This is a genomic window from Dietzia sp. CQ4, assembly GCF_014145125.1.
Classification (GTDB): domain Bacteria; phylum Actinomycetota; class Actinomycetes; order Mycobacteriales; family Mycobacteriaceae; genus Dietzia; species Dietzia natronolimnaea.
Window position 1 is genome coordinate 1 of record NZ_JAALDZ010000019.1, and the last position, 21,956, is coordinate 21,956.

At 71.3% G+C, this 21,956-nt stretch carries 25 protein-coding genes; 14 read left to right on the forward strand and 11 right to left on the reverse strand.

Annotation, left to right across the window (positions count from 1 at the left end; genetic code table 11):
• On the forward strand, positions 1-389 hold a 389-nt coding region (locus G6031_RS01135; RefSeq protein WP_182652162.1), incomplete at its 5' end, for a prepilin peptidase.
• Here G6031_RS01135 and G6031_RS01140 read toward each other — a convergent pair.
• From G6031_RS01140 to G6031_RS01150, 3 genes are read right to left on the reverse strand one after another with little or no spacing between them, the layout of a single operon-like run.
• Positions 386-2,980 (reverse strand): FtsX-like permease family protein, encoded by a 2,595-nt coding sequence (locus tag G6031_RS01140; protein WP_241737122.1) that lies wholly within the window; start codon positions 2,978-2,980, stop codon positions 386-388. The genes G6031_RS01135 and G6031_RS01140 overlap by 4 nt on opposite strands.
• The gene (locus G6031_RS01145) at positions 2,980-3,747 is read right to left on the reverse strand and encodes an ABC transporter ATP-binding protein (RefSeq protein WP_179523574.1); all 768 of its coding nucleotides are present in this window, start codon (positions 3,745-3,747) and stop codon (positions 2,980-2,982) included. The genes G6031_RS01140 and G6031_RS01145 overlap by 1 nt, the downstream gene beginning before the upstream one ends.
• 27 nt (positions 3,748-3,774) lie before the next feature.
• The gene (locus G6031_RS01150; protein ID WP_182645595.1) at positions 3,775-4,785 is read right to left on the reverse strand and encodes a pseudouridine synthase; all 1,011 of its coding nucleotides are present in this window, start codon (positions 4,783-4,785) and stop codon (positions 3,775-3,777) included.
• A gap of 256 nt (positions 4,786-5,041) precedes the next feature.
• On the opposite strand from G6031_RS01150, the gene G6031_RS01155 reads away from it, so the two are divergent.
• From G6031_RS01155 to G6031_RS01180, 6 genes are all read left to right on the forward strand, one after another.
• Positions 5,042-5,938 (forward strand): universal stress protein, encoded by an 897-nt coding sequence (locus G6031_RS01155; protein WP_179523576.1) that lies wholly within the window; start codon positions 5,042-5,044, stop codon positions 5,936-5,938.
• Positions 5,935-6,222, forward strand: a complete 288-nt coding sequence (locus tag G6031_RS01160; protein ID WP_182645596.1) for an N-acetyltransferase — start codon at positions 5,935-5,937, stop codon at positions 6,220-6,222. The genes G6031_RS01155 and G6031_RS01160 overlap by 4 nt, the downstream gene beginning before the upstream one ends.
• A gap of 156 nt (positions 6,223-6,378) precedes the next feature.
• Positions 6,379-6,669 carry a GlsB/YeaQ/YmgE family stress response membrane protein gene (locus tag G6031_RS01165; RefSeq protein WP_179526021.1) on the forward strand — a complete coding sequence of 97 codons (291 nt, stop codon included), beginning with the start codon at positions 6,379-6,381 and terminating at the stop codon, positions 6,667-6,669.
• Between the two features lie 123 nt (positions 6,670-6,792).
• Positions 6,793-7,395 carry a TetR/AcrR family transcriptional regulator gene (locus tag G6031_RS01170; RefSeq protein WP_179523578.1) on the forward strand — a complete coding sequence of 201 codons (603 nt, stop codon included), beginning with the start codon at positions 6,793-6,795 and terminating at the stop codon, positions 7,393-7,395.
• Positions 7,392-8,192: a class E sortase gene (locus G6031_RS01175; protein WP_347238415.1), complete on the forward strand. Its 801-nt coding sequence runs from the start codon at positions 7,392-7,394 to the stop codon at positions 8,190-8,192. Before G6031_RS01170 ends, G6031_RS01175 begins: the two co-directional genes overlap by 4 nt.
• A complete protein-coding gene (locus G6031_RS01180; RefSeq protein WP_182652163.1) occupies positions 8,192-8,374 on the forward strand; it encodes a hypothetical protein in 183 nt (60 codons plus the stop codon). The genes G6031_RS01175 and G6031_RS01180 overlap by 1 nt, the downstream gene beginning before the upstream one ends.
• 18 nt (positions 8,375-8,392) lie before the next feature.
• Here the strand turns inward: G6031_RS01180 and G6031_RS01185 are convergent, their stop codons facing one another.
• Positions 8,393-8,941, reverse strand: coding sequence for a DUF2020 domain-containing protein (locus G6031_RS01185; RefSeq protein WP_182610643.1), 549 nt, complete (start codon positions 8,939-8,941; stop codon positions 8,393-8,395).
• A 93-nt stretch (positions 8,942-9,034) separates the two neighbouring features.
• On the opposite strand from G6031_RS01185, the gene G6031_RS01190 reads away from it, so the two are divergent.
• The 4 genes from G6031_RS01190 (at position 9,035) to G6031_RS01205 (ending at position 13,213) form a co-directional block, all read left to right on the forward strand.
• On the forward strand, positions 9,035-9,658 hold the full coding sequence (locus tag G6031_RS01190; protein ID WP_182652164.1) for a TetR family transcriptional regulator: 624 nt from the start codon (positions 9,035-9,037) through the stop codon (positions 9,656-9,658).
• Positions 9,659-9,727: 69 nt separating this feature from the next.
• On the forward strand, positions 9,728-10,702 hold the full coding sequence (locus G6031_RS01195; RefSeq protein ID WP_182652165.1) for a hypothetical protein: 975 nt from the start codon (positions 9,728-9,730) through the stop codon (positions 10,700-10,702).
• 561 nt (positions 10,703-11,263) lie between these two features.
• The gene (locus tag G6031_RS01200) at positions 11,264-12,151 is read left to right on the forward strand and encodes a L,D-transpeptidase (RefSeq protein WP_179523583.1); all 888 of its coding nucleotides are present in this window, start codon (positions 11,264-11,266) and stop codon (positions 12,149-12,151) included.
• A gap of 138 nt (positions 12,152-12,289) precedes the next feature.
• Positions 12,290-13,213: a L,D-transpeptidase gene (locus tag G6031_RS01205; protein ID WP_182652166.1), complete on the forward strand. Its 924-nt coding sequence runs from the start codon at positions 12,290-12,292 to the stop codon at positions 13,211-13,213.
• A 19-nt stretch (positions 13,214-13,232) separates the two neighbouring features.
• On the opposite strand, the gene G6031_RS01210 is transcribed toward G6031_RS01205, so the two are convergent.
• Genes G6031_RS01210 through G6031_RS01235 form a run of 6 tightly spaced genes read right to left on the reverse strand, consistent with a single transcriptional unit; the run spans position 13,233 to position 19,513 of the window.
• Entirely contained in the window at positions 13,233-14,213 is a 981-nt protein-coding gene (locus G6031_RS01210; protein WP_182652167.1) for an alpha/beta fold hydrolase, read from the reverse strand.
• Positions 14,210-15,181 carry an alpha/beta fold hydrolase gene (locus G6031_RS01215; protein WP_182652168.1) on the reverse strand — a complete coding sequence of 324 codons (972 nt, stop codon included), beginning with the start codon at positions 15,179-15,181 and terminating at the stop codon, positions 14,210-14,212. The genes G6031_RS01210 and G6031_RS01215 overlap by 4 nt, the downstream gene beginning before the upstream one ends.
• Positions 15,178-16,269 (reverse strand): diacylglycerol kinase, encoded by a 1,092-nt coding sequence (locus G6031_RS01220; RefSeq protein WP_182652169.1) that lies wholly within the window; start codon positions 16,267-16,269, stop codon positions 15,178-15,180. Before G6031_RS01220 ends, G6031_RS01215 begins: the two co-directional genes overlap by 4 nt.
• Before the next feature lie 41 nt (positions 16,270-16,310).
• The gene (locus G6031_RS01225) at positions 16,311-18,332 is read right to left on the reverse strand and encodes a M13-type metalloendopeptidase (protein WP_182652170.1); all 2,022 of its coding nucleotides are present in this window, start codon (positions 18,330-18,332) and stop codon (positions 16,311-16,313) included.
• A gap of 35 nt (positions 18,333-18,367) precedes the next feature.
• On the reverse strand, positions 18,368-18,952 hold the full coding sequence (locus G6031_RS18630; RefSeq protein ID WP_206682122.1) for a hypothetical protein: 585 nt from the start codon (positions 18,950-18,952) through the stop codon (positions 18,368-18,370).
• A gap of 48 nt (positions 18,953-19,000) precedes the next feature.
• Positions 19,001-19,513, reverse strand: coding sequence for a DUF4395 domain-containing protein (locus G6031_RS01235; protein ID WP_182652171.1), 513 nt, complete (start codon positions 19,511-19,513; stop codon positions 19,001-19,003).
• Positions 19,514-19,636: 123 nt separating this feature from the next.
• Here G6031_RS01235 and G6031_RS01240 point away from each other — a divergent pair, with 123 nt between their 5' ends.
• A complete protein-coding gene (locus G6031_RS01240; RefSeq protein ID WP_182652172.1) occupies positions 19,637-20,062 on the forward strand; it encodes a hypothetical protein in 426 nt (141 codons plus the stop codon).
• A gap of 26 nt (positions 20,063-20,088) precedes the next feature.
• Positions 20,089-20,778 carry a pentapeptide repeat-containing protein gene (locus G6031_RS01245; protein WP_182652173.1) on the forward strand — a complete coding sequence of 230 codons (690 nt, stop codon included), beginning with the start codon at positions 20,089-20,091 and terminating at the stop codon, positions 20,776-20,778.
• An 18-nt stretch (positions 20,779-20,796) separates the two neighbouring features.
• Here the strand turns inward: G6031_RS01245 and G6031_RS01250 are convergent, their stop codons facing one another.
• Positions 20,797-21,069, reverse strand: coding sequence for a hypothetical protein (locus G6031_RS01250; RefSeq protein WP_182652174.1), 273 nt, complete (start codon positions 21,067-21,069; stop codon positions 20,797-20,799).
• 204 nt (positions 21,070-21,273) lie between these two features.
• Between G6031_RS01250 and G6031_RS01255 the strand changes: the two genes are divergently transcribed.
• A partial coding sequence (locus G6031_RS01255; RefSeq protein ID WP_182652175.1) for a glycoside hydrolase family 25 protein occupies positions 21,274-21,956 on the forward strand: 683 nt, incomplete at its 3' end.

Genomic DNA, 21,956 nt, shown 5'->3' on the forward strand with positions numbered 1-21,956 from the left:
GGCTGCCCGATGTCGTCGTCGTCCCCATGTACCCGGTCCTCCTGGCGACGCTGGGCGTGGCGTCCGCGGTGACCGGCGACTGGGGCGCCCTGGGGCGCGCCGCCGCCGCGGCGCTCGCCCTGCTGGCGTTCTACTTCACCCTCGCGTTCATCAACCCCTCGGGACTCGGGCTGGGCGACGTCAAACTCGCCGGCGTGCTCGGCCTCTTCCTGGGCTGGCTGGGGTGGCAGTACGTGCTGATCGGGACCCTGGCCGCGTTCGCACTCAACGCCGTGGTGGCGCTGGTGCTACTCCTCAGCCGTAGAGCCGACCGCCACACCGGCATCGCGTTCGGTCCCGCGATGATCGCCGGTGCGGCGGTGGCCGCGTGGCTCTCGGTGGGCGGCTAGTCCGCGATCGCCTCCAGCGGGTCGGTCTTGGCGGCCCGGTGCGCCGGCCACAGCGAGGCCAGGACCCCCACGAACGCCGAGGCCACCAGCACGATCCCGATGGTCTCCCACGGGATGGTGGTCTCGCTGAGACCGCTGTCCGCCAGCACGGAGACGAACGCCCAGCCGAGATAGACGCCGACCGCCGCGCCGACCAGCGCCCCGAACACCGCGATCTGCGTGGACTCGAGGTTGATCGTCCGCCGGATCTGGGACCGCTGCATGCCCACGGCCCGCAGCATGCCGATCTCCGTGCGCCGCTCGATCACCGACAACGCCAGGGTGTTGACGATCCCCAGCACCGCGATGACCAGGGCCAGGCCGAGCAGGGCGTAGATGATCGTCAGCAGCTGGTCGATCCCGCCCGACTGGACGTCGATGTACTGCTGCTTGCTCTGCACGGTGGCGATCGGGATGTCGGAGAGCTCCTCGGTGACGGCGGCCAGCACCTGGTCGGGTGAGGTGCCCTCGGCGGCCTTGGCCAGCACGATCGCGGTCGAGCGGAGGTTCTCCGGAACCAGCCGTTCGTAGACGTCGATACCGGTGTAGAAGGGTCCGAGGATCTGGGCGTCGTCGTAGACACCGGTCACCCGGAGGGTGGACTCACTGCCGTCCGGGCCGACGAGCGGGACCCGCGTGCCCATCGTCCAGCCGTTGTCCCGCGAGACCTCCCGCGACACCACGAGGGAGTCGGCCTCCGGCTCGAGAGAACCGTCGAGGACGGTGGCCTCGAGCAGCTCGCCGACCGGCCCGCCGGCGGCCGCGAGCGCCTGGGGCTCGCCGCCGAGTTGGCCGAAGCCGAACGCGAGCCACGCCACGTCCCCGACGCCATCGACGCCCGCGATCTGGTCCTCGATCCCGCCGGCCAGCGGGGTCGGCGGCCCCTGGGAGGCCACTCCCTGGACGATGACGTCGGCGGTGATCCCCTGGTCGATGAGGCCGCTCACGCTCTCCTTGGTGGTGGCGCCGAGCGTGCCGAACGCCGCCACCAGGGTGAGCCCCAGCGTGAGGGCGAACGCGGTGGCCGCTGTGCGTCGGGTGTTGCGTCCGGCGTTGGTGGCCGCCAGCTTCCCGACGGCACCGAAGGGCGCGCCGATGACCCGCCCGATCCCGCCGGCGATGGGCCTGGCGAGGGCGGGCATCACCAGGAAGCTGCCGACGATCAGGGCCGCGGCGCCGACGCCCACGGTGATCGCGCCGCTCCTCGTGGTGTCCTGCCAGGTGCCGATGAGGGCCAGCATGATGCCGCTGACCACCGCCAGCAGCCCGACCGACGTGCGCCAGCCGCCGCCCGCCTCCGAGGAGGCGGCCCCGACCCGCATGCCCTGGACCGGGGCGACGCGTCCGGCGCGCCGGGCGGGCGCCCAGGCGGAGAACACGGTGACGACGAAGCCCAGCACCAGCGGGGTGACGACGGACATCGGGGTGAGTGCCAGGGCCCCGGAGGGGATCCCCAGGTCGAATGCGTCGAGTACGGCGAAGATGACCCGGGCCAGTCCGAAGCCGGCCAGCACGCCGATCGCGGAGCCGACCAGACCGGTCAGCGCGGCCTCGGCCAGTACGGACCGGGTGAGCTGCCCGCGGGTCGCGCCGATCGCCCGCAACAGGGCCAGCTCGCGCAACCGCTGCGCCACCAGCATGGAGAAGGTGTTGTAGATGATGAACGTGCCCACGAGCAGCGCGATCAGGCCGAAGGCCACGAAGAAGTAGTTGACGAAGTCCAGGATGGTCGACAGCTGCTCGGAGAGCCTCTCCTTGACCTCCTCGCCCGTGCTCACCTCGTACTCGGGGAACTCGGCGGCGAGCGTGTCGCGCATCTCCTCCTGGCTCACGCCGGGGACCGCGCGGACGGCGACGTTGGTGGCGTTCTCCCCGTCGGTGAACAGGGCGCGGGCCTGTGCGGAGGTGAAGCCGACCCCGACGTAGCCGCCGACGTCGGTCTCCGAGGAGTACGTGCCCACGACCGTGACGTCGATCATCCCCTGGGAGGTGGTGTACACCCGCGCGGAGTCGCCGATCGAGAGTCCCGCGTTGTCCAGCACCGACTCGGGGAGGACGACCTCGCCGTCCGCGGCCGGAGCGCGCCCGTCCGAGATCCAGCTGCTGCTCCCGACGGCCTGGTCGGGCTCGACCCACTCCAGCCCCTCGGACGGGGCGCCACCCGACTGGTAGGGCGTGCCGTCGGAGTTGAACATCACCACGGTGCCGGTCACCCCGGGGGTGACGGCCTCGACGCCCGGCAGTCCGAGGGCGCGGTCGGCGACCTCGAACGGCACCCCGGCGCCCCGGGGGTCCTCGGGTTCGATCATCGCGGACAGGTCCTGCGTGCCCTGGTCCAGCAGCGCGTCGAACGTGCTCTGGAGGGTCGAGGTGAACACGAGCGACCCGGTGACGAACGCCGTGCCCAGCACCACCGAGAGGACGGACAGGACCAGACGCAGCTTGTGTGCGGCGATGTTGCGGAGCGAGACCCGGAGCATGGGCCGGGAGTGGCTGGGGGCGTGACCGCGCGTGTTGCCGGGGGCGTGACCAGCGGCGTGGCGGGCGGCCATCACCGCTCCTCGAGCGCGCCCATGGCCGCCAGGATCTCGTCGGACGTGGGATGGGAGAGCTCACGCACGACCCGGCCGTCGGCGAGCAGCAGGACGCGGTCGGCGTAGGTGGCCGCACGCGGGTCGTGGGTGACGATGACGACGGTCTGCTGGAAATCGTCCGCCGCACTGCGCAGGATCGACAGCACCTCCGCCGACGAGGTGGAGTCGAGGTTTCCCGTGGGCTCGTCGCCGAACAGGATGTCCGGGCGCCCCACCAGCGCACGCGCGCAGGCGACGCGCTGCTGCTGCCCGCCGGACAGCTCCGAGGGGCGGTGGGACAGGCGGTCGGCGATCCCCAGCCGCCCGATCACCTCGTCGAACCACGCGCGGTCGATGGCGTGGCCCGCGATGTCCTGCGGGAGCGTGATGTTCTCCTCGGCGGTCAGGGTGGGGACGAGGTTGAAGGACTGGAACACGAACCCGATCCGGTCGCGGCGCAGCGCGGTGAGTTCCTTGTCCGCCAGTCCCACGATCTCCGTGTCACCCACGCGCACCGAACCCGAGGTCGGCCGGTCCAGGCCGGCCATGCAGTGCATGAGCGTGGACTTGCCCGAGCCGGACGGGCCCATGATCGCGGTGAACCGTCCGCGCTCGAACGAGGCGCTGACGTGGTCCAGCGCGCGGACCTCGGTCTCGCCCTCGCCGTAGGTCATGACGAGGTCGGTGGCGACGGCTGCGAGCTCCGCGCCCTCCGCCCGGTGCTGGGTCTCGGCCTGCGTGGTCATCTGCTCCCCTGGATCGTGGTGGTCGACCTAAAGCATGCAGGAGTTCGGAGCGGGTGCCGATGGGGGATGGCCCGGATCTTGCGCCCGGGCCTTCCCGGACGGCCACGCCTCGAGCGACCTGCGGGTCCTGAATCGGCGCTCGGCACCGGAGACGGGGTCGGTGAACCCGATGGTCTCCGCGAGCAACTGCAGCGGGTGGGAGAAGTCGCCGGGCGTGATCGTCCGCACCCGCGGGTACAGGTCGTCGCCGAGGATCGGCGTGCCGAGCGCGTTCATGTGGACGCGGAGCTGGTGGGTGCGCCCGGTGGAGGGCTCGAGGCGGTACAGGCCGAGCGGCGTGGCCGACCCACCAGGGTCGGGCTCACGCACCTCGAGCAGGGTGATCCGGGTGTGGGCGTCCGGGGGGCCGTCCACCTCGGCGGCCTGCAGAACCCCGCGGGTCTTGACGATCCGGCTGGACCGCTCACGGACGTGCGGCGTCCCCTCCGGCGCGGGGGCCACGGCCAGATAGGACTTGGCGACCCGCCGGGCGGCGAAGAGGTCCTGGTAGGCGGCGCGGTGGGCGGGGTCGGCGGTGAACACCAGGACGCCCGCGGTGAGTCGGTCGAGGCGGTGGGCCGGAGCGAGGTCCGCCAGCCCGAGGTCGCGGCGGAGCCGCACCAACGCGGTCTGGGTGACGTGTCCGGCGCGGGGGGTGGTGGCCAGGAAGTGCGGCTTGTCGACGACGACGAGGCGGTCGTCAGCGTGCAGGACCTCGATCCCGAAGGGCACCTCGACCTCCGGCTCGGGGGTCCGGTACGTCCACACGTCCATCCCCCGGTGCCGCCGGGTGGAGTCGGTGACGGCCACCCCGTCGGCGGTGACCACCTGACCGGAGGCGAGGGCCGCCTCGAGCTCGGCGAGCCGGTCGGGGAACCGCCGGCGCAGCTCCTCGGGGATGCTGCGGGGCCCCCGACCGGGGTCGGCGAGCCGGATCCGGACCGGGTCCACGCCGTCACGCAACGGCAGGGGCCTTCGCGGACGTCCGGACTTCGGCATATGCAGAGTCTAGTCGTTGGGCTACACTCACTTTTCGCCCCAGGCACCTCATGCGTCACTTGCATGCCAGCTGCCCCCTTCACCCCAGGAGCACCCATGATCGACGCCGTTGTCGACTTCTTCCTCTTCGGTCCCGGCCGCGCCTTCCTCCCGGCGTTCCAGGGCAGCTTCAACATGGCGTACCCGCCCAACGCCCCCTTCCCCGACGAGTTCTGAGAACGCCTCCACGAACCACCCGTGGCGGTAGTCTCGAGGCATGGCTTCACTCGAGAATTCCGTGGTCGTCGGCATCGACGGTTCAGCAGCCTCGACCGGCGCCGTCGCGTACGCCGCCAACACCGCCGCCACCCGGCGGGTCCCGCTCGTGCTGGTGACCAGCTACACGATGCCGGCCGCCATGTTCGCCGAGGGCATGGTCCCGCCCCAACCCGTCTACGACGAGTTGGAGAAGGAGTGCCAGCCGATCGTGGAGCAGGCCAGGGCCACCGCCCTCAAGGTCGCCCCGGACATCGAGGTCTCGCACGCGATCGTCGAGGGCAACCCCTCGCAGGTCCTGATCGACTACTCCCGCAAGGCCAAGATGATCGTCCTGGGCTCGCGCGGACTGGGCGGGATCAAGGGGATGGTCCTCGGTTCGGTCTCGGCCTCGGTGGCCAGCCACGCGTTCTGCCCGGTCGTGGTGACCCGCGAGGACACCGACGACCTCGACCGCTCGGGCCCGGTCGTGGTGGGGGTCGACGGTTCCGAGGTCAGCACCAAGGCCACCGCGTGGGCCTTCGCCGAGGCCTCGGCCCGCGACGCCACCCTGATCGCGGTGCACACCTGGATGGACCCGCAGGTCCAGGCCGCCGCCGCGGGGATCGCGCTGACCGACGAGGACTGGCGGCAGCTCGAGGAACAGCAGCTCGAGGTCCTGTCCGAGCGGCTCGCCGGCTTCTCCGACCGCTACCCCGACGTGCGGATCGAGCGGGTCGTCACCCGCGATCGTGCGGTCCGTGCACTCGTGGAGCAGGCCGAGAAGGCCCAGCTCGTCGTCGTCGGGTCCCACGGGCGGGGCGGATTCACCGGCATGGTCCTCGGCTCGACCAGCCGGGCGCTCCTGCAGGCCTCGCCCTGTCCGGTGATGGTCGTGCGCCCGGAGTCGCACTCGTGAGCGCCGGGGAGGACATCCGGGTGCAGCGCAATTCCGCCGCCGGTCGGTTCGAGATCGTGGTCGACGACGTCGTGGCGGGTTTCGCCGACTACAGCGACGCCGACGGCGTCAGGACCTTCCCGCACACCGTGGTGGACAAGGAATTCGGCGGCCGCGGCCTGGCCGGGCGGATGATCGGCGAGGCCCTCGCGGTCACCCGCGACGAGGGCCTGCGGGTGCGGCCCGCCTGCGAGTTCGTCGAGCGCTACGTCCAGAAGAACCCGGACTCGGCGGACCTCGCCTGAGGGCCACTGCTCACATGACACCTGAGGTGCAGGTGAGTAACGAATAAGCGACGATTAACCCCACACACGGCCCGACCGGAGGCGTTCGGGGCGCAAGCGTGTTCTGCTGTGGGTGCGGCTCGCACTCGGGCCGAGTACCTCTCGGGAAAGGATTACATCATGGGGACAATCATCGCCTGGATCATCATCGGCGGACTCGCCGGTTGGATCGCCTCCAAGATCATGAAGCGTGACGCCCAGATGGGCATTATCGCCAACATCGCCGCCGGCATCGTCGGCGCGTTCATCGTCGGTTGGCTTGTCTCGTTCTTCACCAACAGCGAGGGTGGCGCGATGCCGCAGGCATTCTCCATTCCCGGCGTCCTCGCCGCTATCGTCGGTGCCTGTCTCGTGATCTGGCTCGTCAGCCTCGTCGGTGGTCGCAGCAACCGCGGCACCCGCGTCTGATCAGGTCAGACCAGAACGTGCCGGACGGCCCGGCCCCGATCCATCGGGGCCGGGCCATCCGCATTTCGACGCGAGCGCCCGACAATTCCGGCATCACTCCGATAGGCCGATAGTCTGTCACCTGTGACGAGCGCACGGTCGACCAAACCCGGACCGCGGGAGCGGCTCCTGGCCACGTCGACCCGCCTGTTCTCCACCGACGGGATCCGCGCGGTGGGGATCGACCGGATCCTCAGGGAATCCAAGGTCGCCAAGGCCAGCCTCTACAACACCTACGGTTCCAAGGACGAGCTCGTCGTGGCGTACCTGAGGGCCATGGCCGAACGGGACCGCGCCCTGTGGCAGCGCCGCGCCGACGCCGCGCCGGACTCGCGCGGACGCATCCTCGCCCTGTTCGACATCGTCCGTGAGCGCGTGGAGCCCGCGACCCCCGGCTCGTGCCACCTCGCCGCAGCCATCGAGTTCCCCCGCCCCTGCACGGCCGGCGAGCACGCCATCCGGGCGGCGGTGTCCGACCAGCGGGCCTGGGTCGCCTCGACCCTCCGGTCCGAGCTCGCCGGCATGGGGCTCGAGGACCCCGACAACATCGCCGACCTGGCGGACCGGTTGGCGATCCTCCACGACGGTTCCGTCACCGCCGCCATGCTCGGTGAGGTCGAGACCTCGGCGATGACGGCACGGAGCATGGCCGAGCTCATCCTGGGGATGGTCACGGAACCCTCGTGACGCGCGCGGCGGGTGTGGTGGGCGAGGTGCTGGTGACGCTCGGCGTCGTACTGGCCCTCTTCGTCGTCTACCAGGTGTGGTGGACCGACCTGGGCGCGGCGCGCGCCCAGTCCGCCGCCGACGCCGAACTGGACCAGCGGTGGGGTGGACAAGACAACCCGCGGGGTCGCGGTACGGGCGTCGACGACGGGGACCCGGGGATCTCCGGACTCGCCGACGGCACCGCGTTCGCCCGCCTGTACATCCCCGCGTTCGGCTCGGACTACCGGTTCGCGGTGGTGTCCGGGACCAGCGACGCGGCGCTGGAGACCGGGCCCGGGCACTACACGGAGACCCAGGGTCCGGGTGAGCCTGGCAACTTCGCCGTCGCCGGGCACCGGGTGGGCCGAGGATCGCCGTTCAACGACCTGGACGCCCTGCGCTCGTGCGACGCCCTGGTGTACGCCACGGCGGACCGGTGGCTGGTCTACCGCGTACTGCCCGTGGACGCCCCCGACCGCGCCTCGGCCCGCGCCCGGGCCGCCGAATGCCTACCCACGGACCTCGCCGACCGCGCGACGTCCGGCATGTACGAGGGACTGTCCGGTGTCTCGGTGGTCCGCCCGGAGGACGTGTGGGTGATCGACGCGGTACCCGGACGCGCCGAGCCCGCCTCCCCCGACCTGCTGCCCCTGGCCACGCTCACCACGTGCCATCCGCAGTACTCGGCGGCGGAACGGCTCGTGGTGCACGCGGTACTCGAACGAAGCGAGGCGCGGGTACCCGGCGAACTCCCCGCCGAGCTGGGGGGTCGGTGATGTACGCCTGGCTCTACCGGATGCTCCCCGGGCCCACGCCGGTGCGGATCGTGCTGGTCGTCGTCCTGATCGCGGCGGTGTTCCTGTTGCTGATGGAGGTGGTGTTCCCCGCGGTCGAGGCGCTCATGCCGTACTCCCACGTGGCGGTCGACCCGGTCGCGGCCTCCCCGCCCGCCCCCTGAGCACGTCGGCCCCCTGACTCAGTCGGCCACCCGGGGTGCGACGAGCTCGGCCACCCGCTGGACCTTGACCGACTGTTCCTGCGTGGACTGCACCGCCAGGACCTGTGTCCCGCGGGCCAGGACCACCAGGGCGCCCCCCGGGCCGCCGGTGCGGCCACCGGTCCACCCGCCCTCGACGTCCGAGCGCTCCGACTCGCCGACCGGCGCCGAGCCGTCCACCAACTCGGTGGCCCGCTCCTCCGACTCGACCGAGTACACGGTGGTCGTGAGCTGGACTGCCCCGTCGGCGCTGTAGAAGAAGCAGGCGGCGGGGTCGACGCGGTCGTCGATCCGCACGTCGGTGGCCAGCTCGCCGTTGAGCCTCGACGCCTCGTCGACCGACAGGTACGGGCACTCCGCACTGGTCACCGGCTCGACCTGCGGGATCTCCGGCTCGCTGGTCTCCGGCGGCGCGGTCCGGATCGTCCCCATCTCCGGCGCCGGCTCGGTGTCCCCGCCGCACCCCGCCATCACGCCGAGCAGGACGACGGACAGGGGTGCGAGAAGGGTCGTGGCGGCGATACGCATGATGACCAGGATAGGACCCGACCCGCTGGGTAAGGTCATCACCACCGAACTGAGAGACCGACACTCATCGACCACCGACGGGGAGGCGCCCACATGACCGGCCCACCCACGCAGGCGCAGGGCGCCGACCGCACCGAGCATCGCCGGCGCGAGCTGCGCGAGACCATCTCGTCGGTCGCGTTGGACCTGGCCCTCGAGCGGGGGCTCGACGCCGTGACGGTGGACCAGATCGCCAAGGCCGCCAACGTGTCCCGTCGGACGTTCTTCAACTACTTCCCCTCCAAGGCCGCCGCGTGCATCCCGGACGCCTTCCCCCCGGACCGCGACGCGGTGCACCTGTTCCTCACCGACCGGTCCGTGTCCACGCTGACCGCGCTCACCCGCCTGCTGTGGCTGCAGGTCGCGATGGCCCGGCAGGAGACCCCTCTGTTCAACCGGTTCCACGACATGTGGCGGCGGGAACCGGGGATCCGGACCGAGGTGTACGCGATCCTGTCCCGGACAGAGGAGGAACTGGCCGCCCTGGTGGCCCGCCGGGAGGGCAGGGATCCCGGGTCCGTGGAGGCCGCGACGGTGGCGGCGGCGTCCATCGCGATCGTGCGGGTGGCGGTCGAGCAGTGGCGCACCGACGAGTCGCCGACCCTCCTGGAGGACCGGATCCGCGAGTCGTTCGACGCCGTCATCAGGGCGACCGAGATCCTCCCCGGCGACACCTGACCCGTCCGGGCGGGCGTCCGCGGAACGGTCGGGATCAGGGATCGGACGCCGACGTCGTAGGATCGGCCCATGCGATCGCAGCGACCCCGTCCCGGAACCGGGGGACGAATCGCCCGGGGGTTCGTGGCGTCGGCGGCGATGGTGGCCGTGTCGGGGTGCTCCGCGCTCGGCTTCTCCGACGCCGGCGAGACGGGTCCACCCCGGATCTCGCCGGAACCCCGGCCCGACATCGCCGCGGCGATGGTGGAGGGTCGTCCCGATCCCGACGTGCGGTTGAACGCGTGTGAACTCCTCGACCTGACGCCCGCCGAACTGATCGAGCTCACCGACGCCGACATGCCCGAGGTCGAGCCCATCGGCTCCGGCAATCTGGGCCTGATGTGCACCTACGGCGGTCCGGGATCACCCGAGTTGTACGAGATGCAGCAGGCGGAGGCGGACGCCGAGGCAGAGGCAGAGGCGGAGGCGGACGCCGAGGCAGAGGCGGAAGACGGGTCGGAGACGGGAACAGGCACGGCGACAGGGACGACGGAGACCGGGACTGCCGACCCCGGGGACGGGACGGGCGAGGAGCCCGAGTCCGTGGCGGGGGCCGACACCACCACGGAGGTCAAGCCCATGCCCACGACCTCGCCCACGACCACCCGGACCACCACCGGTGAGCGGGACGAGATCCCCGACACCTTCGCGGCCGGGGTGGTCAAGCCACGTGGGGGCCCCCAGGCCGCGCTGCGCGGCCAGCCCGCGATGTTGGGGGTGCGGTACGCGTGTTCGGAGATCCGCGGAGCCGACGCGGCGTCGATCGAGGATGCACCCCCGGCCGCTCCCGAGGCGCCCGCCCCGGTCCGACCCGAACTCGATACCGCGTACATCGACTGCGTGGCGGCCCCGACCGGCGGGGGCGTCGAGGTCCACACGATCCTCATCGCGGACAACGACCTGTGGCACATCACGTTGATCAGCCCGGAGACGCCGCGCTCCCCCGATGCCGAGGCCCGGGCACTGGAGGGCCTGCGCAGGGTCGCCGAGCACATCCTCGACTGAACCCGGGCCGCCCGGCGCGGAAATGGGGAACGACGCCGGAGCCCCTCAGCATCCGACGCCGTTCCCTCCTGCGGACTGCGCATCGCGCCTTCCGGAATCCACGCTCGCCTCGGAAGGCGGCGGGCCGACACCCCCCCAGGTGCCCCGGTATTCATACCGGCCCCTCGTCGTGAAGTGACAGCCCCTCGTCCGCACTTCACCTCGCCACCGCACCCCCCGGCCGGTGACTGGAAGAACTCTATGTTGCACCCTCGGAGCAGGCAAGGCCATGATCTGCGGTTCTTCTGTTGACTTTGGGTCAACAGTTGGAGCCGGAGGATCTACCAGCGGTTCTGCGAGCGCCGTTACCAATGAACATTGGAACCGTGACCCGGCGGGCCCGGAACCGTGCGGATCGGTCCCGTGAGGCCCGGTCGGCCCGACGGGTACCCAGCCACCCGGGGTCCGGGGTACTGTTACTGCTGTTGCCTGTGTGGCGCATGTGATTTCAGTGAGTCGTGCCCCGGGTCCACCCGCCCGAACCATCACCGCCGCCCGCCTGCCCGCGGCCGAAGGAGAACGATGTCCCGCCGATCCCGCTTCCTCGCGACCCTCCTGGTCACGACCGGCCTCGTCGTCGGACTGGCCCCCGCCGCGTCAGCGCAGTCCGTCGCCTTCCCCGGCCTGGAGTCGGCGCCCCTCCCCCAGCTGCCCGGGCTGGCCTCGCAGCCCGTCCTCACGATCCCCGTGCCGGCTCCGCCGCGCCCCGCCGTGGAGCCGGTGGCGTCGGTCTACCCCACCCGCGACGAGACGGTGGGCGTGGCGCAACCCGTCATGATCCGCTTCGACCGCCCCGTCGCCGACCGCGCCCGGGCGGAGGCCTCCGTGGGGATCCGCACGGCGCCGGCCGTCCAGGGCAGGTTCTACTGGGTCGGCGACACCGAACTCCGGTGGCGGCCGCACGAGTTCTGGCCCGCCGGCACCTCGGTCACCGTGTGGGCCGGCGGGCGGGAGAACGTCTTCCGCACCGGCGACGCCGTCGTCTCGACCTACGACGACGCCACCCACCTGGTCACCGTCACCCGCAACGGGCAGGTCGTCCGGACGATGAGGGCCTCCGCGGGACGGGACTCCTACCCCACCCACAACGGCGTCTACTACAACGGCTGGCGCGCCCGGGAGGTCCGGATGGACTCCTCCACCTGGGGATTGTCCAGGACGGCGGGCGGCTACGACACGACCGTCGAGAACGGGGTGCGGTTGAGCTACGACGGCATCTTCATCCACTCCGCCCCGTGGTCGATCGCCGACCAGGGCGTCCGCAACGTCTCCCACGGCTGCATCAACCTCAGCCCCGAGGACGCGGCCTGGTACTACGACAACACCCGTAACGGCGACCCGTTCATCGTGGTGGGCGGCCCGGGACGGCAGTTCGGCGAGTTCGACGGCCAGGGCGACTGGAACTACTGAGGCGGCCACGGGACCGGCCCCCGGCCCACCCCCCGCGGGTCGGGGTGAAACACAATCGATATGGCGCACGACACCCTAAGAGAGTCCTCCGCCTAGGCTGAGAGGTACCCCTCGTCTCCGTCGTCCCCAGGAGTAGCAATGACCCGTTCGCCCCGGATCACGGTCCTCGCCTCGATCCTCGCCGCGGCTGCGCTCGTCCTGGGGCTCGCCCCGGCGGCCAACGCGCAGTCGGTGATGCCCCCGAGCCCGCCCGGCATCCCCCAGCTGGAGAACGCGCCGTTGCCCACCCCGCTCATCCCGGGGGTCGGGGCGATGCCGGTCCTCACCTATCCGGTGATCGGTCCCGACCGACCCGCGCCCGAGTACGGCGACGTCAACGTCTTCCCCACGCAGAACGAGATCGTCGGCGTGGCCCAGCCGGTCATGTTCTTCTTCGACCGGCCCATCGCGGACCGGGCCCGCGCAGAGGCCACGCTCGGGATCCGCACCGAGCCCCCGGTGGCCGGGAAGTTCTACTGGGTCAACAACTCCGAGGTGAGGTGGCGTCCGCACTCCTTCTGGCCGGTCAACACCTCGGTCACCGTCTGGGCCGGCGGCAAGCGGCAGCAGGCCTTCCGCACGGGTGACGCACTGATCGCGGAGTACGACGACCGCACCAAGCACATCACCGTGACACGGAACGGCCAGCACGTGCGCACCATGCGGGCGTCGGCGGGGATGCGCGGCTGGGAGACCTACAACGGCGTCTACTACACGGGCCAGCGTGGCCGGAGCGTCCGGATGAACTCGGAGGCGTTCGGTCTGCGCATCGAGAACGGCGGGTACGACTCGATCGTCAACGACGCGGTCCGGATGAGCTACGACGGCATCTACATCCACTCCGCGCCGTGGTCGATCGCCGACCAGGGTGTCCGGAACGTCTCGCACGGCTGCATCAACATCAGCCCCGAGGACGCCCGGTGGTACTACGAGAACTCGCGCAACGGCGACCCGATCATCGTCAAGAACGGACCCGGTCGGCAGTTCGGCGCCTTCGACGGCCAGGGCGACTGGAACTACTGACGCGGGACGCCCGCCCGGCCTACCTCGGTGGCACGGGCGCGAGCACGCCGACGATGCCGTCCGCGGGCACGCACCGCGGCGGAGCGGACGCGGCGCCGCCCGCGACCGCGTGCGTCCCACCCAGGGCGTCCGTGACGAGGTCCACGGCCCGCGGGGAGGCCAGGACGGTCAGGTGCCCCGAGCGGTCGACCTCACAACCGTCCTGGAGCCGGACGACCCGCAGGTCGACGAAGTCGGGCACCACGGGCGCGGTGACGGGGCCGGTGAGTTCGTCGTAATCCGAGACCACGGCGACGTACCGGACCCCGCGCGCGAACGGCACGCCCTCGTCCCCGAGCCACGCGAGGGTGGCCTCGGCGTCACGCTGCGCGGTCTCGGCGGACAGCACCCCGAACGCCTCGGTGACGAACTCCGGCGGCCCCTCTCCCGAGCGGGCGGGATCGACACCCAGCGTGACGACGGTGCGGACCGCGTCCCGCCGCGTGGTGGCGGTGACGTAGGACGCGATGATCGCGCCCTGCGAGTGCCCCACGAGGTCGACCTCCGGGGCACCGGTGAGTGCGCGGACGCGGTCGATCTCGGCGGCGAGCTGGGGAGCCGAGGCGCCGGTGAGCGAGTCGAACCCTCCGGTGGAGCCGAGCCCCGGCGGGGCCCCGACCGTCGGCGCCCACACGCAGTAGCCCTCGGCGGCCAGGGCGGCCCCGAAGGTGGCCCACGAGTTGCCGCCGTTGAGCCCGGTGCCGTGGACCAGGATGACCGGCACGGGATGGTGGGCACTCGGCCGGCAGTCGTCACGGTTGATCCCGGGCGGATCCGCGAGCCCGTTGGTGAGCTGGTGCGCCGCTCCGTCCCACCAGCGCCACGGGACCTGCGCGGTGGTCGGAGTCGCGGTGGGAGTCGCGGTGGTCGGAGTCGCCGTGACCGATCCGGGCGCGACGACGACGAGGAGCGCGGCCGCCATGAGTCCCGCGATCCCCGGGGCCACCCGACGTGCGGTCATGAGCCCGGCAGGGCCGGGATCGGACCCAGGTACGGGGCGATCGCCTCGCAGCGCGGCACACGGGGGGTGGCCGGATCGAGCGCGTTCAGCACGAAATCGGCCGTGCGCGGGTCGGAGGCGATCGCCAGGTGCTCGGCGTGGTTCTGCTCGCAGCCGTCCTGGATCACCACGTTGGTCGTCATCGGTCCGGGCACCAGGCCCGAGGTGTAGGGCGTGACCAACTGGTCGTAGCGGGTCACCGCGTTGAGGTACCGCACCCCGGGGGCGTAGGGCGATCCTCCGCTCCACAACAGCTGGAGCACCTCGGAGCCCGGGGACATCTGGGACAGGGCGGGGATCTGACCCAGCTGGTCCGAGACTCCTGGAAGGTCGTCCAGAGACCTGCGCATACCCCCACCGGAGCCCTCCCACAGCGGGGCGATCGAGGCGACGGTGTTCACCTTGCCCGGGCGCCCGACCTTCGCCACCAGACCCGAGACGATGGTGCCCTGCGAGTGGCCGACCAGGTCCACCTGCCGGGCCCCGGTGGCCGCCAGCACACGGTCGACGAACTCCCCGACCTGCGGCACCGAGACCCCCGCGATGTCGGACAACCCGCCCAGCTCGTTGACCGGCCACGGGGTACCCGGCAGCGCGCCGTAGGTCAGCGTGAACACGCAGTAGCCCTCGTTGTGCAGCAGCGGGCCGAAGGTCGCCCAGTTGGTCACGGCGCCGCCGGAGGTGCCGTGGACCAGGACCACCGGACGCGGCTTGGCGGGCGAGGGCCGACAGTTCCAGTCGTTCGCGCCCGGCAGCGTGGCCCCCGGCTGCGTGATCGCCATGGCGGCGCCGGTGAGGAAGCTGTACGGCACGGGGATCGGGGCCCGGGCGGTCGGGTCCGTGGCGTGGGCGGCGCCCGCGCCCGTCGTGACGAGGGCTGCCGCGGCCAGCGAGGCCGCTGCGGCACGGGCGGCACCGATTATGTTCATCTCTTCATTAAGCCACGCCCGGTGATCATCGGCAGGTCCTTTGCGTATACCAGACCGGGCTCCGCCGCGACCACGGCCTCGACGGCGTTGACCAGCCTCATCGCGGTGACGAGCATGCCGGACTCGTTGTGGTCGCCGTGCTCGGCATGGTGGGTGAACTCCACGCGCATGGCCGGCTCACCGAGGATGTCGATGCGGTAGCACCCGTCCCCGTGGTCGGGGCGGGGCCAGTCCGGTGCCTGGTCGACGGCGGTGCGGGTGACGTGCTCCAGGACGATGCGGTCCTCGCCGTCGACCTGTCCCACCACCTCGAACCGCAGCGCCGCCTGGGTCCCGGCCGGGACCTCGCACGCCAGCAGCGACAGGTCCCGATCCGCGGGAAGCCGCTCGTGGCGCTCGACCAGCGGTTCGTCGAGCGTCACCTCCAACACGGCGGCGAGCTGGCGGACCACCGACCCCCAGCCCGCGGCGAGCATCCCCGGTCGGAGCAGTGGCGGCAGGGTGTCCATGGACCGACCGAAGCCGAACAGCCGCCGCATGGTCTCGCCCTGGTGGTACACCGAGTAGTCGGCGATCTCGCCCACCCGGATCAGGTCGATGCGCCGGGACAGGCTCGTCATGACCAGCGGCAGGACGTCGTTGGCGAATCCCGGGTCGATGCCGTTGACGTGCAGCGTGGCGCCACCCTCGCGGGCGGCGTCCACGAGTTGGGCGATCATCTCCTCCGGGAGGGTCCCGTGCGGGTACTGGAGCAGCACCGGGCCGGAGGCCACCACGTCGATACCCGCGCGCAGGAAGCCGCGGAAGTCCTCGATCGCCGGCATGAAGCGGGTCTCGGTCTCGGCGGTGTACACGATCGCGTCCGGGTCGAGAGCGAGCAGTGCCGCCCGGTCGTCGGTCGCGATCACCCCCAGATCCCGGTCCAGACCGGCGAGCCGGCCCGCGTCGACGCCGACCTTCGCGGGATCGGAGACGAAGACGCCCACCAGCTCCAGCTCGGGCCGGGCGTCGACGGCCTCGACCGCCATCCTGCCCAGATAGCCCGTCGACCATTCCACGACTGTGATCGGTACATCCCGGCTCGTCATGGGTGAACCCTAGCGACCGGGCCGGAGCCGGCGGTGCCCCTTCACCAGATGCTCACGCGCTCCTCGGGGGCGAGCCACAGCCCGTCGCCCTCGGTCACCCCGAACGCGGCGTGGAAGTCGTCGAGGTTCCGCACCACCTGGTTGCAGCGGAACTCCGGCGGGGAGTGCGGGTCCACGGCCAACCGGCGGGCGGCCTCCTCCGCGCGGGTCTTGGTGCGCCACACGATGGCCCAGGAGGTGATGAGCCGCTGGATGCCGGTCATGCCGTCGATCTCGGGGCCCACCTCCGTCCCCTCCGCCGGCTGCACGTCGGAGCCCTCCCCTGTCGACCCCTGCGCCAGCCGGTAGGCCAGCAGCGCGATGGTCAGCCCGCCGAGGTCGCCGATGTTCTCCCCCACCGTGAAGGCTCCGTTGACGTGGTCCTTCGCGGGGTCCAGACCGTCCGGGGTCAGGCCCTGGTACTGGTCGATCAGCGCGTCCACGCGGGTGGAGAACGCCGAGCGGTCGTCATCGGTCCACCAGTCCACCAGGTTGCCGTCGCCGTCGTACTTCGACCCCTGGTCGTCGAACCCGTGGCCGATCTCGTGACCGATCACCGCGCCGATCGCCCCGTAGTTGGCGGCGTCGTCGGCGTCGGCGTCGAAGAACGGGGGCTGGAGGATGGCGGCCGGGAACACGATCTCGTTCATCACCGGGTTGTAGTAGGCGTTGACCGTCTGCGGGGTCATGTGCCACTCGCCGCGATCGACCGGGCCGCCGAGCTTGCCCAGTTCGTAGCGGTGCTCGAACTCGGCCGACCGCCGCACGTTGCCCAGCAGGTCGTCCGGGCGCACCTCGAGCGCCGAGTAGTCGCGCCACTTCTCCGGGTAGCCGATCTTGGGCACGAACGCCTCGAGCTTCTCCTGCGCCCGCTCGCGGGTCTCCGGCGTCATCCACGGCAACCGCGCGATGGAGTAGCGGTAGGCGGCGGTGAGGTTCTCCACCAGCTCGACCATCCGGGCCTTGTGGCCGGGTGGGAAGTGGCGGGCCACGTACTCCTTACCCACCTCCTCGCCGAGGGCCGCCTCGACCGCGGCGACGCCGCGCTTCCACCGGGCCTTGATCTCCTCCGTGCCGGACATCGCGGTGCCGTAGAAGCGGAAGTCCTCCTCCACGAGGTCGCTGGTCAGGTAGGGCGCGCGCGAACCGAGGACCCGCCACCGCAGCCATTCCTTCCACGTCTCCAGTGGTTCGGTCGACCACAGTCCGGCGACCGCGGTGAGGAAGTCGGGCTGCATGGCCACGACGCGGCCGAAGGTCTCCTCCGAGCCGCCCACCTCACGGGCCCAGTCGTGCCAGGGGAATCCGGGCGCCAGGCCGGGGAGCTCGTCCCAGGTGACGGGGTTGTAGGTCTTGTCGGCGTCGCGGCGGGCCACCACATCCCAGTGCGCGGAGGCGATGCGGGTCTCCAGCGCGACGATCCGTTCGGCGCGGCTGCGGGCGTCCTCGTCTCCCGACAGCTCCGCGAGCACGAGCATCCGCGCGATGTGATCCGTGTACTGGTCGCGTAGCTCCGCGTACTGCTCCTCGCGGTAGAAGGACTCGTCCGGAAGTCCGATGCCGTACTGCACCAGGTAGAGGATGTACTCGGTGGAGTTCTTGGCGTCGTTGTTGACGTAGGCGCCGATCAGACCGCCGACGCCCACCTTCTCCAGCCGCGCCATGGCCAGGGCCAGGGAGTCGGCGTCGGTCGCGCCGTCGATCTCGGCCAGATCGGGCGCGAGCGCGGCGACGCCCGCGGCCTCGACCGCGTCGGTGTCCATGAAGGAGGCGTAGAACGCCCCGATCCGCGAGTCCACGGGGGCGTCGGTGATGATGTCCCGCACCCGCTCCTCGGACAGGTCGCGCAGCGCGAGGAAGGCACCGTCGATGGGCCGGTCCGCGGGGATCACGTGATCGCGGATCCAGGTGCCGTTGACGTGTTGGTAGAGGTCGTCCTGGGGACGGACGTCCCGGTCGACGTACTGGAGGTCGAGGCCCGAGGGGCGCGAGTCGTCGGTCGTGGTGATCTCGGTCGCTGTCATGCGACCAGGTTACGGAAGGTCCGGCGACCGGTCCCTCAGTAGAAGCCGTTCCGGGCGTTGTGCTCCTTGGCGCCCGAGTAGGCGTCGACCATCCCCCAGACCCAGAACCCGAGCATGATCGGGATCCCGATCAGGACCACGGACAGCAGGATGCCGAGGAAGTAGCCGGCCATGATGCCGATCCCCTTGCCTGCCTGGCCGTTGATCAGCGTGCCCAGCCCGGGCAGGAAGAAGGACAACACCAGCGAGAGCGCCGGTTCCTTGCGCGACGCCCCGTAGGCCGGCGCGTACGGGTGCATCGCGCCGTAGCCCGGTGAGCCGTAGGGCTGCGCGCCGTAAGGCTCCGCGCCGTAGGGCTGCGTGCCGTAGGGCTGCGTGCCGTAGGGCTCCGTCCCATAGGGCTGAGTCCCGAACTGCTGGGCCCCGTAGAAATGGGCGCCGTAGGGCTGCTGCTCGAACTGCTGCTGGCCGAACTGCTGGTGCCCGAACGAGGGGCTCTCGTAGGACTGCGTCCCGTAGGGAGAGAACCGGTCGCCGGAGTCCGACGGGGTGCCGTACGCCCAGCCGTGACCCCGGGGGTCGTCGCCGTACGACTCGTGGTTCTCGGACGGGGAAGTCATGTCCTCCACAGTAACGCGGAGTGACGGTGTCCCGGTTGCGAGCAGGTCTCAGTTGCGCGCGGTCATCCCGGGCCGGGCCCAGATGTCGGCGCAGTCGACGCAGGCGTCCTCCGACACGACACCGACCCGCTGCAGTTGGCCGTACATCCAGCACCCCAGGCAGAACCCCAGGGCCGCCTCGGCGAGGGCGGCGGCCACCAGCACGCCCAGGACCACGACCCCCGCCCCCGTCAACCCGCCCAGGAACAACCCGAGCGCGACCGAGGACATGACCAGGCCGATCGTCTGGGCGAACCGCTTGGGTGCACCCGCGACCAGCTTGGGCTCGGAGCTGACCCTGGGGGCCAGTACGTGCACCGAGAGCCTGCCGAACGGTGAGTACCGCGGTCCTCCGGCCACCCGGAGGGCGAAGCCGACGACAAGTGCCGCGGCGAGCAAGGTCTGCGCCGGCGGCGGCGCGAGCATGGTCACCACCGCGAGCGTCACGACGAGCCCGGCAGTGCACCGGGCGGCATAGTCGTTGACGACCTCCGGGAACGCGAACACCTCTCGCAGGCTCATGACCGACCTCCTCGACCTCTCGGTACCGTCCGTACCGCCACTCTGCATAGACAGATCTGTCTACCCATGCCCCGAGAGTACGCCTGAACCCGCGAAAGTCCCAGCCCGGTTATCCTGCGGAGCATGGCGCACCGGAGAGCAGCGGCACTTCAGCCCGGCCGTGCGATCGTCGCGGGTCTCGGCCTCGCCCTGGCGGTCGGCGCCTGCGGGCAGGTGACGCCGGGTGAATCACCCACGGCCACCACCGGACCGGGCACTGCCCCCACCACGACACCGAGCGTCGCCGCCGGGACTCCCGCCCCCTCCCCCGGCCCGGACGCCACACCGGGGTGTGAGGTCCTGGCCGGGCCGGTCCACAGGCTGGTCACCGGTCAGGTCGACCCGGGAGTCGGCTCCGAGGAGGTGCGGCGCCTGGCCGACGGAGTCGAGGACAACGCCCTGTCCGCCGTGGCGAGCCGGATCTCGGGCCTGGTCGTCCAACCCGACCCCGACCCCTCGGCCGTCGACGCCCAGTGGGTGCAGTTCGCCCGCCTCTGCGATCTCGACTGACGTACCCGGCACCTAGGCTGACGGCCGTGCCCCCACCGCTCAGACGCCGATCCGGCTCACCCCGACCGCCCGCCGCCCCGTCACTGCCGCGGCGGGAGCAACTCCAGTCGCCGCGGTCCGAACTCGAACCGGACGGGCTGTGGGACGGCGTGTGGGCCACCGCCGAGGACGCCCCCTCCCCCGACGAGGGCGCCGCGCTGATCGGCGGCGCGGAGATCCGAGAGTCGACACTGGAGGGCATCAGACTGAGCAGCGCCAGGGCCGACTCGCTCCGCCTCACCGACGTCGTGGTCAGCGGCTGCGACCTGTCCGGGATGGTCGCCGACGGGGCCACGTTCACCCGGGTCAGATTCACCGGGTGCCGGCTCACCGGCCTGGTCCTGTCCGACGCCAGACTGACCGACGTGTCCTTCGAGGACTGCCACGCCGACATGATCAACCTGCGGATGGCCCGGCTCCAGAGGGTGCGCCTGTCCGCCACCCGCTGCAGGCAGGCGGACCTGCTGGAGGCGCGGGTGGCGGACCTGTCGACGGACGGCGCCGACCTGCGGGGCGCGAGCCTCGACCGGGCCACGTTCACCGCGGCGGACCTGAGGGGTGCCGAGTTGGAGGACGTGCGGGGGGCGTCCGCGCTCCGGGGGGCGATCATCTCGCCGGAGCAGGTCGTCGGGGTCGGACTGGCACTGATCGGCGAAGCGGGGATCAGGGTCGAGTAGGCGGGATCGAGCGAGCGCTCAGGGCAGGTGCGAGGCGGCGTCGCGCCTCTGGTTGACGGCCCGGTTGATCACTGCCTGGAGACGGAGAACCTGGTCGCGATCCGTGAGCGCGATGCCGTCGACACCCGTCCGCAGGACGAGCTCGGGCACCCCGCGCCCGGCACCGTTCTCGTCGAGCACCGCCTTCTCGACCACGGACACCTCGAGAACCGCGTCATCGGCCGGACCGTCGACTTCGGCGACGAGGTCGTGACGGTAGCGAGGGGTCGAACAATCTACTGCATCGGACACGAGGGGACTCCCGACTGGAACGGTGGGGCGACTCTAACAATAGAGGCGGGAAAACACCTGATCGCACCAGTGGGACAGCGTGTTACCGGTTGTGACGGATCCGTGACCCACGCCACCCCCGTCGCGCCGGTGCTGGGCGAAGAAATCCCCGCGAAGTTGCGCGAGTTGCTTGTGTGACAGGTGTTACTAATTGATACTCACCCCATGACACCAGCCGGTCAGCCAGCCCGCCGTGCCCTTCTCCCCCGCCTTCTCGTGGCCCTCGCCTCCGCGGCGGCCCTGGCTCTCGGACTCCTCGTCGTCGTCATATCCCCCCGGGCCGACGCCGTCATCCCCCTCTCCCCCGTCTTCGACGGCCTGGCCCGCGGCGTCGACTCCTCGAGTTGGCAACACCCGCACGGCGCGCCGGTCGACTGGCACGCGGCCGCCGCGTCCGGCCAGTCCTTCGCCTTCATCAAGGCCACCGAGGGCACCGGCCCCGCGAACCGCTACTACGAGGCCGACGTCGAGCAGGCCCGGGCATCCGGCATGGCCGTGGGCAGCTACCACAAGGCCCGCCCCGCGATGGATCCCGCGGTCCAGGCCCGCGCCTTCGCCACCCGCCTGCAGTCCGTGGGAGGCGCCCAGCTGCCGCCGGTGCTCGACATCGAGACCGACGAGGGCAAGAACCCGGAGGAGCTGATCGAGTGGACGCACGTCTTCCTCACCGAACTCCAGCACCTCACCGGGCGGACCCCGATCATCTACACGTACCGCTTCTTCTGGATCGACCGGATGGCCAACACCACCCGCTTCTCCGAGTACCCGCTGTGGCTGGCCGAATACGGGGTGCCGGAGCCCACGCTCCCCGTGATCGGTGGCTGGAGCGAGTGGCTCTTCTGGCAGAA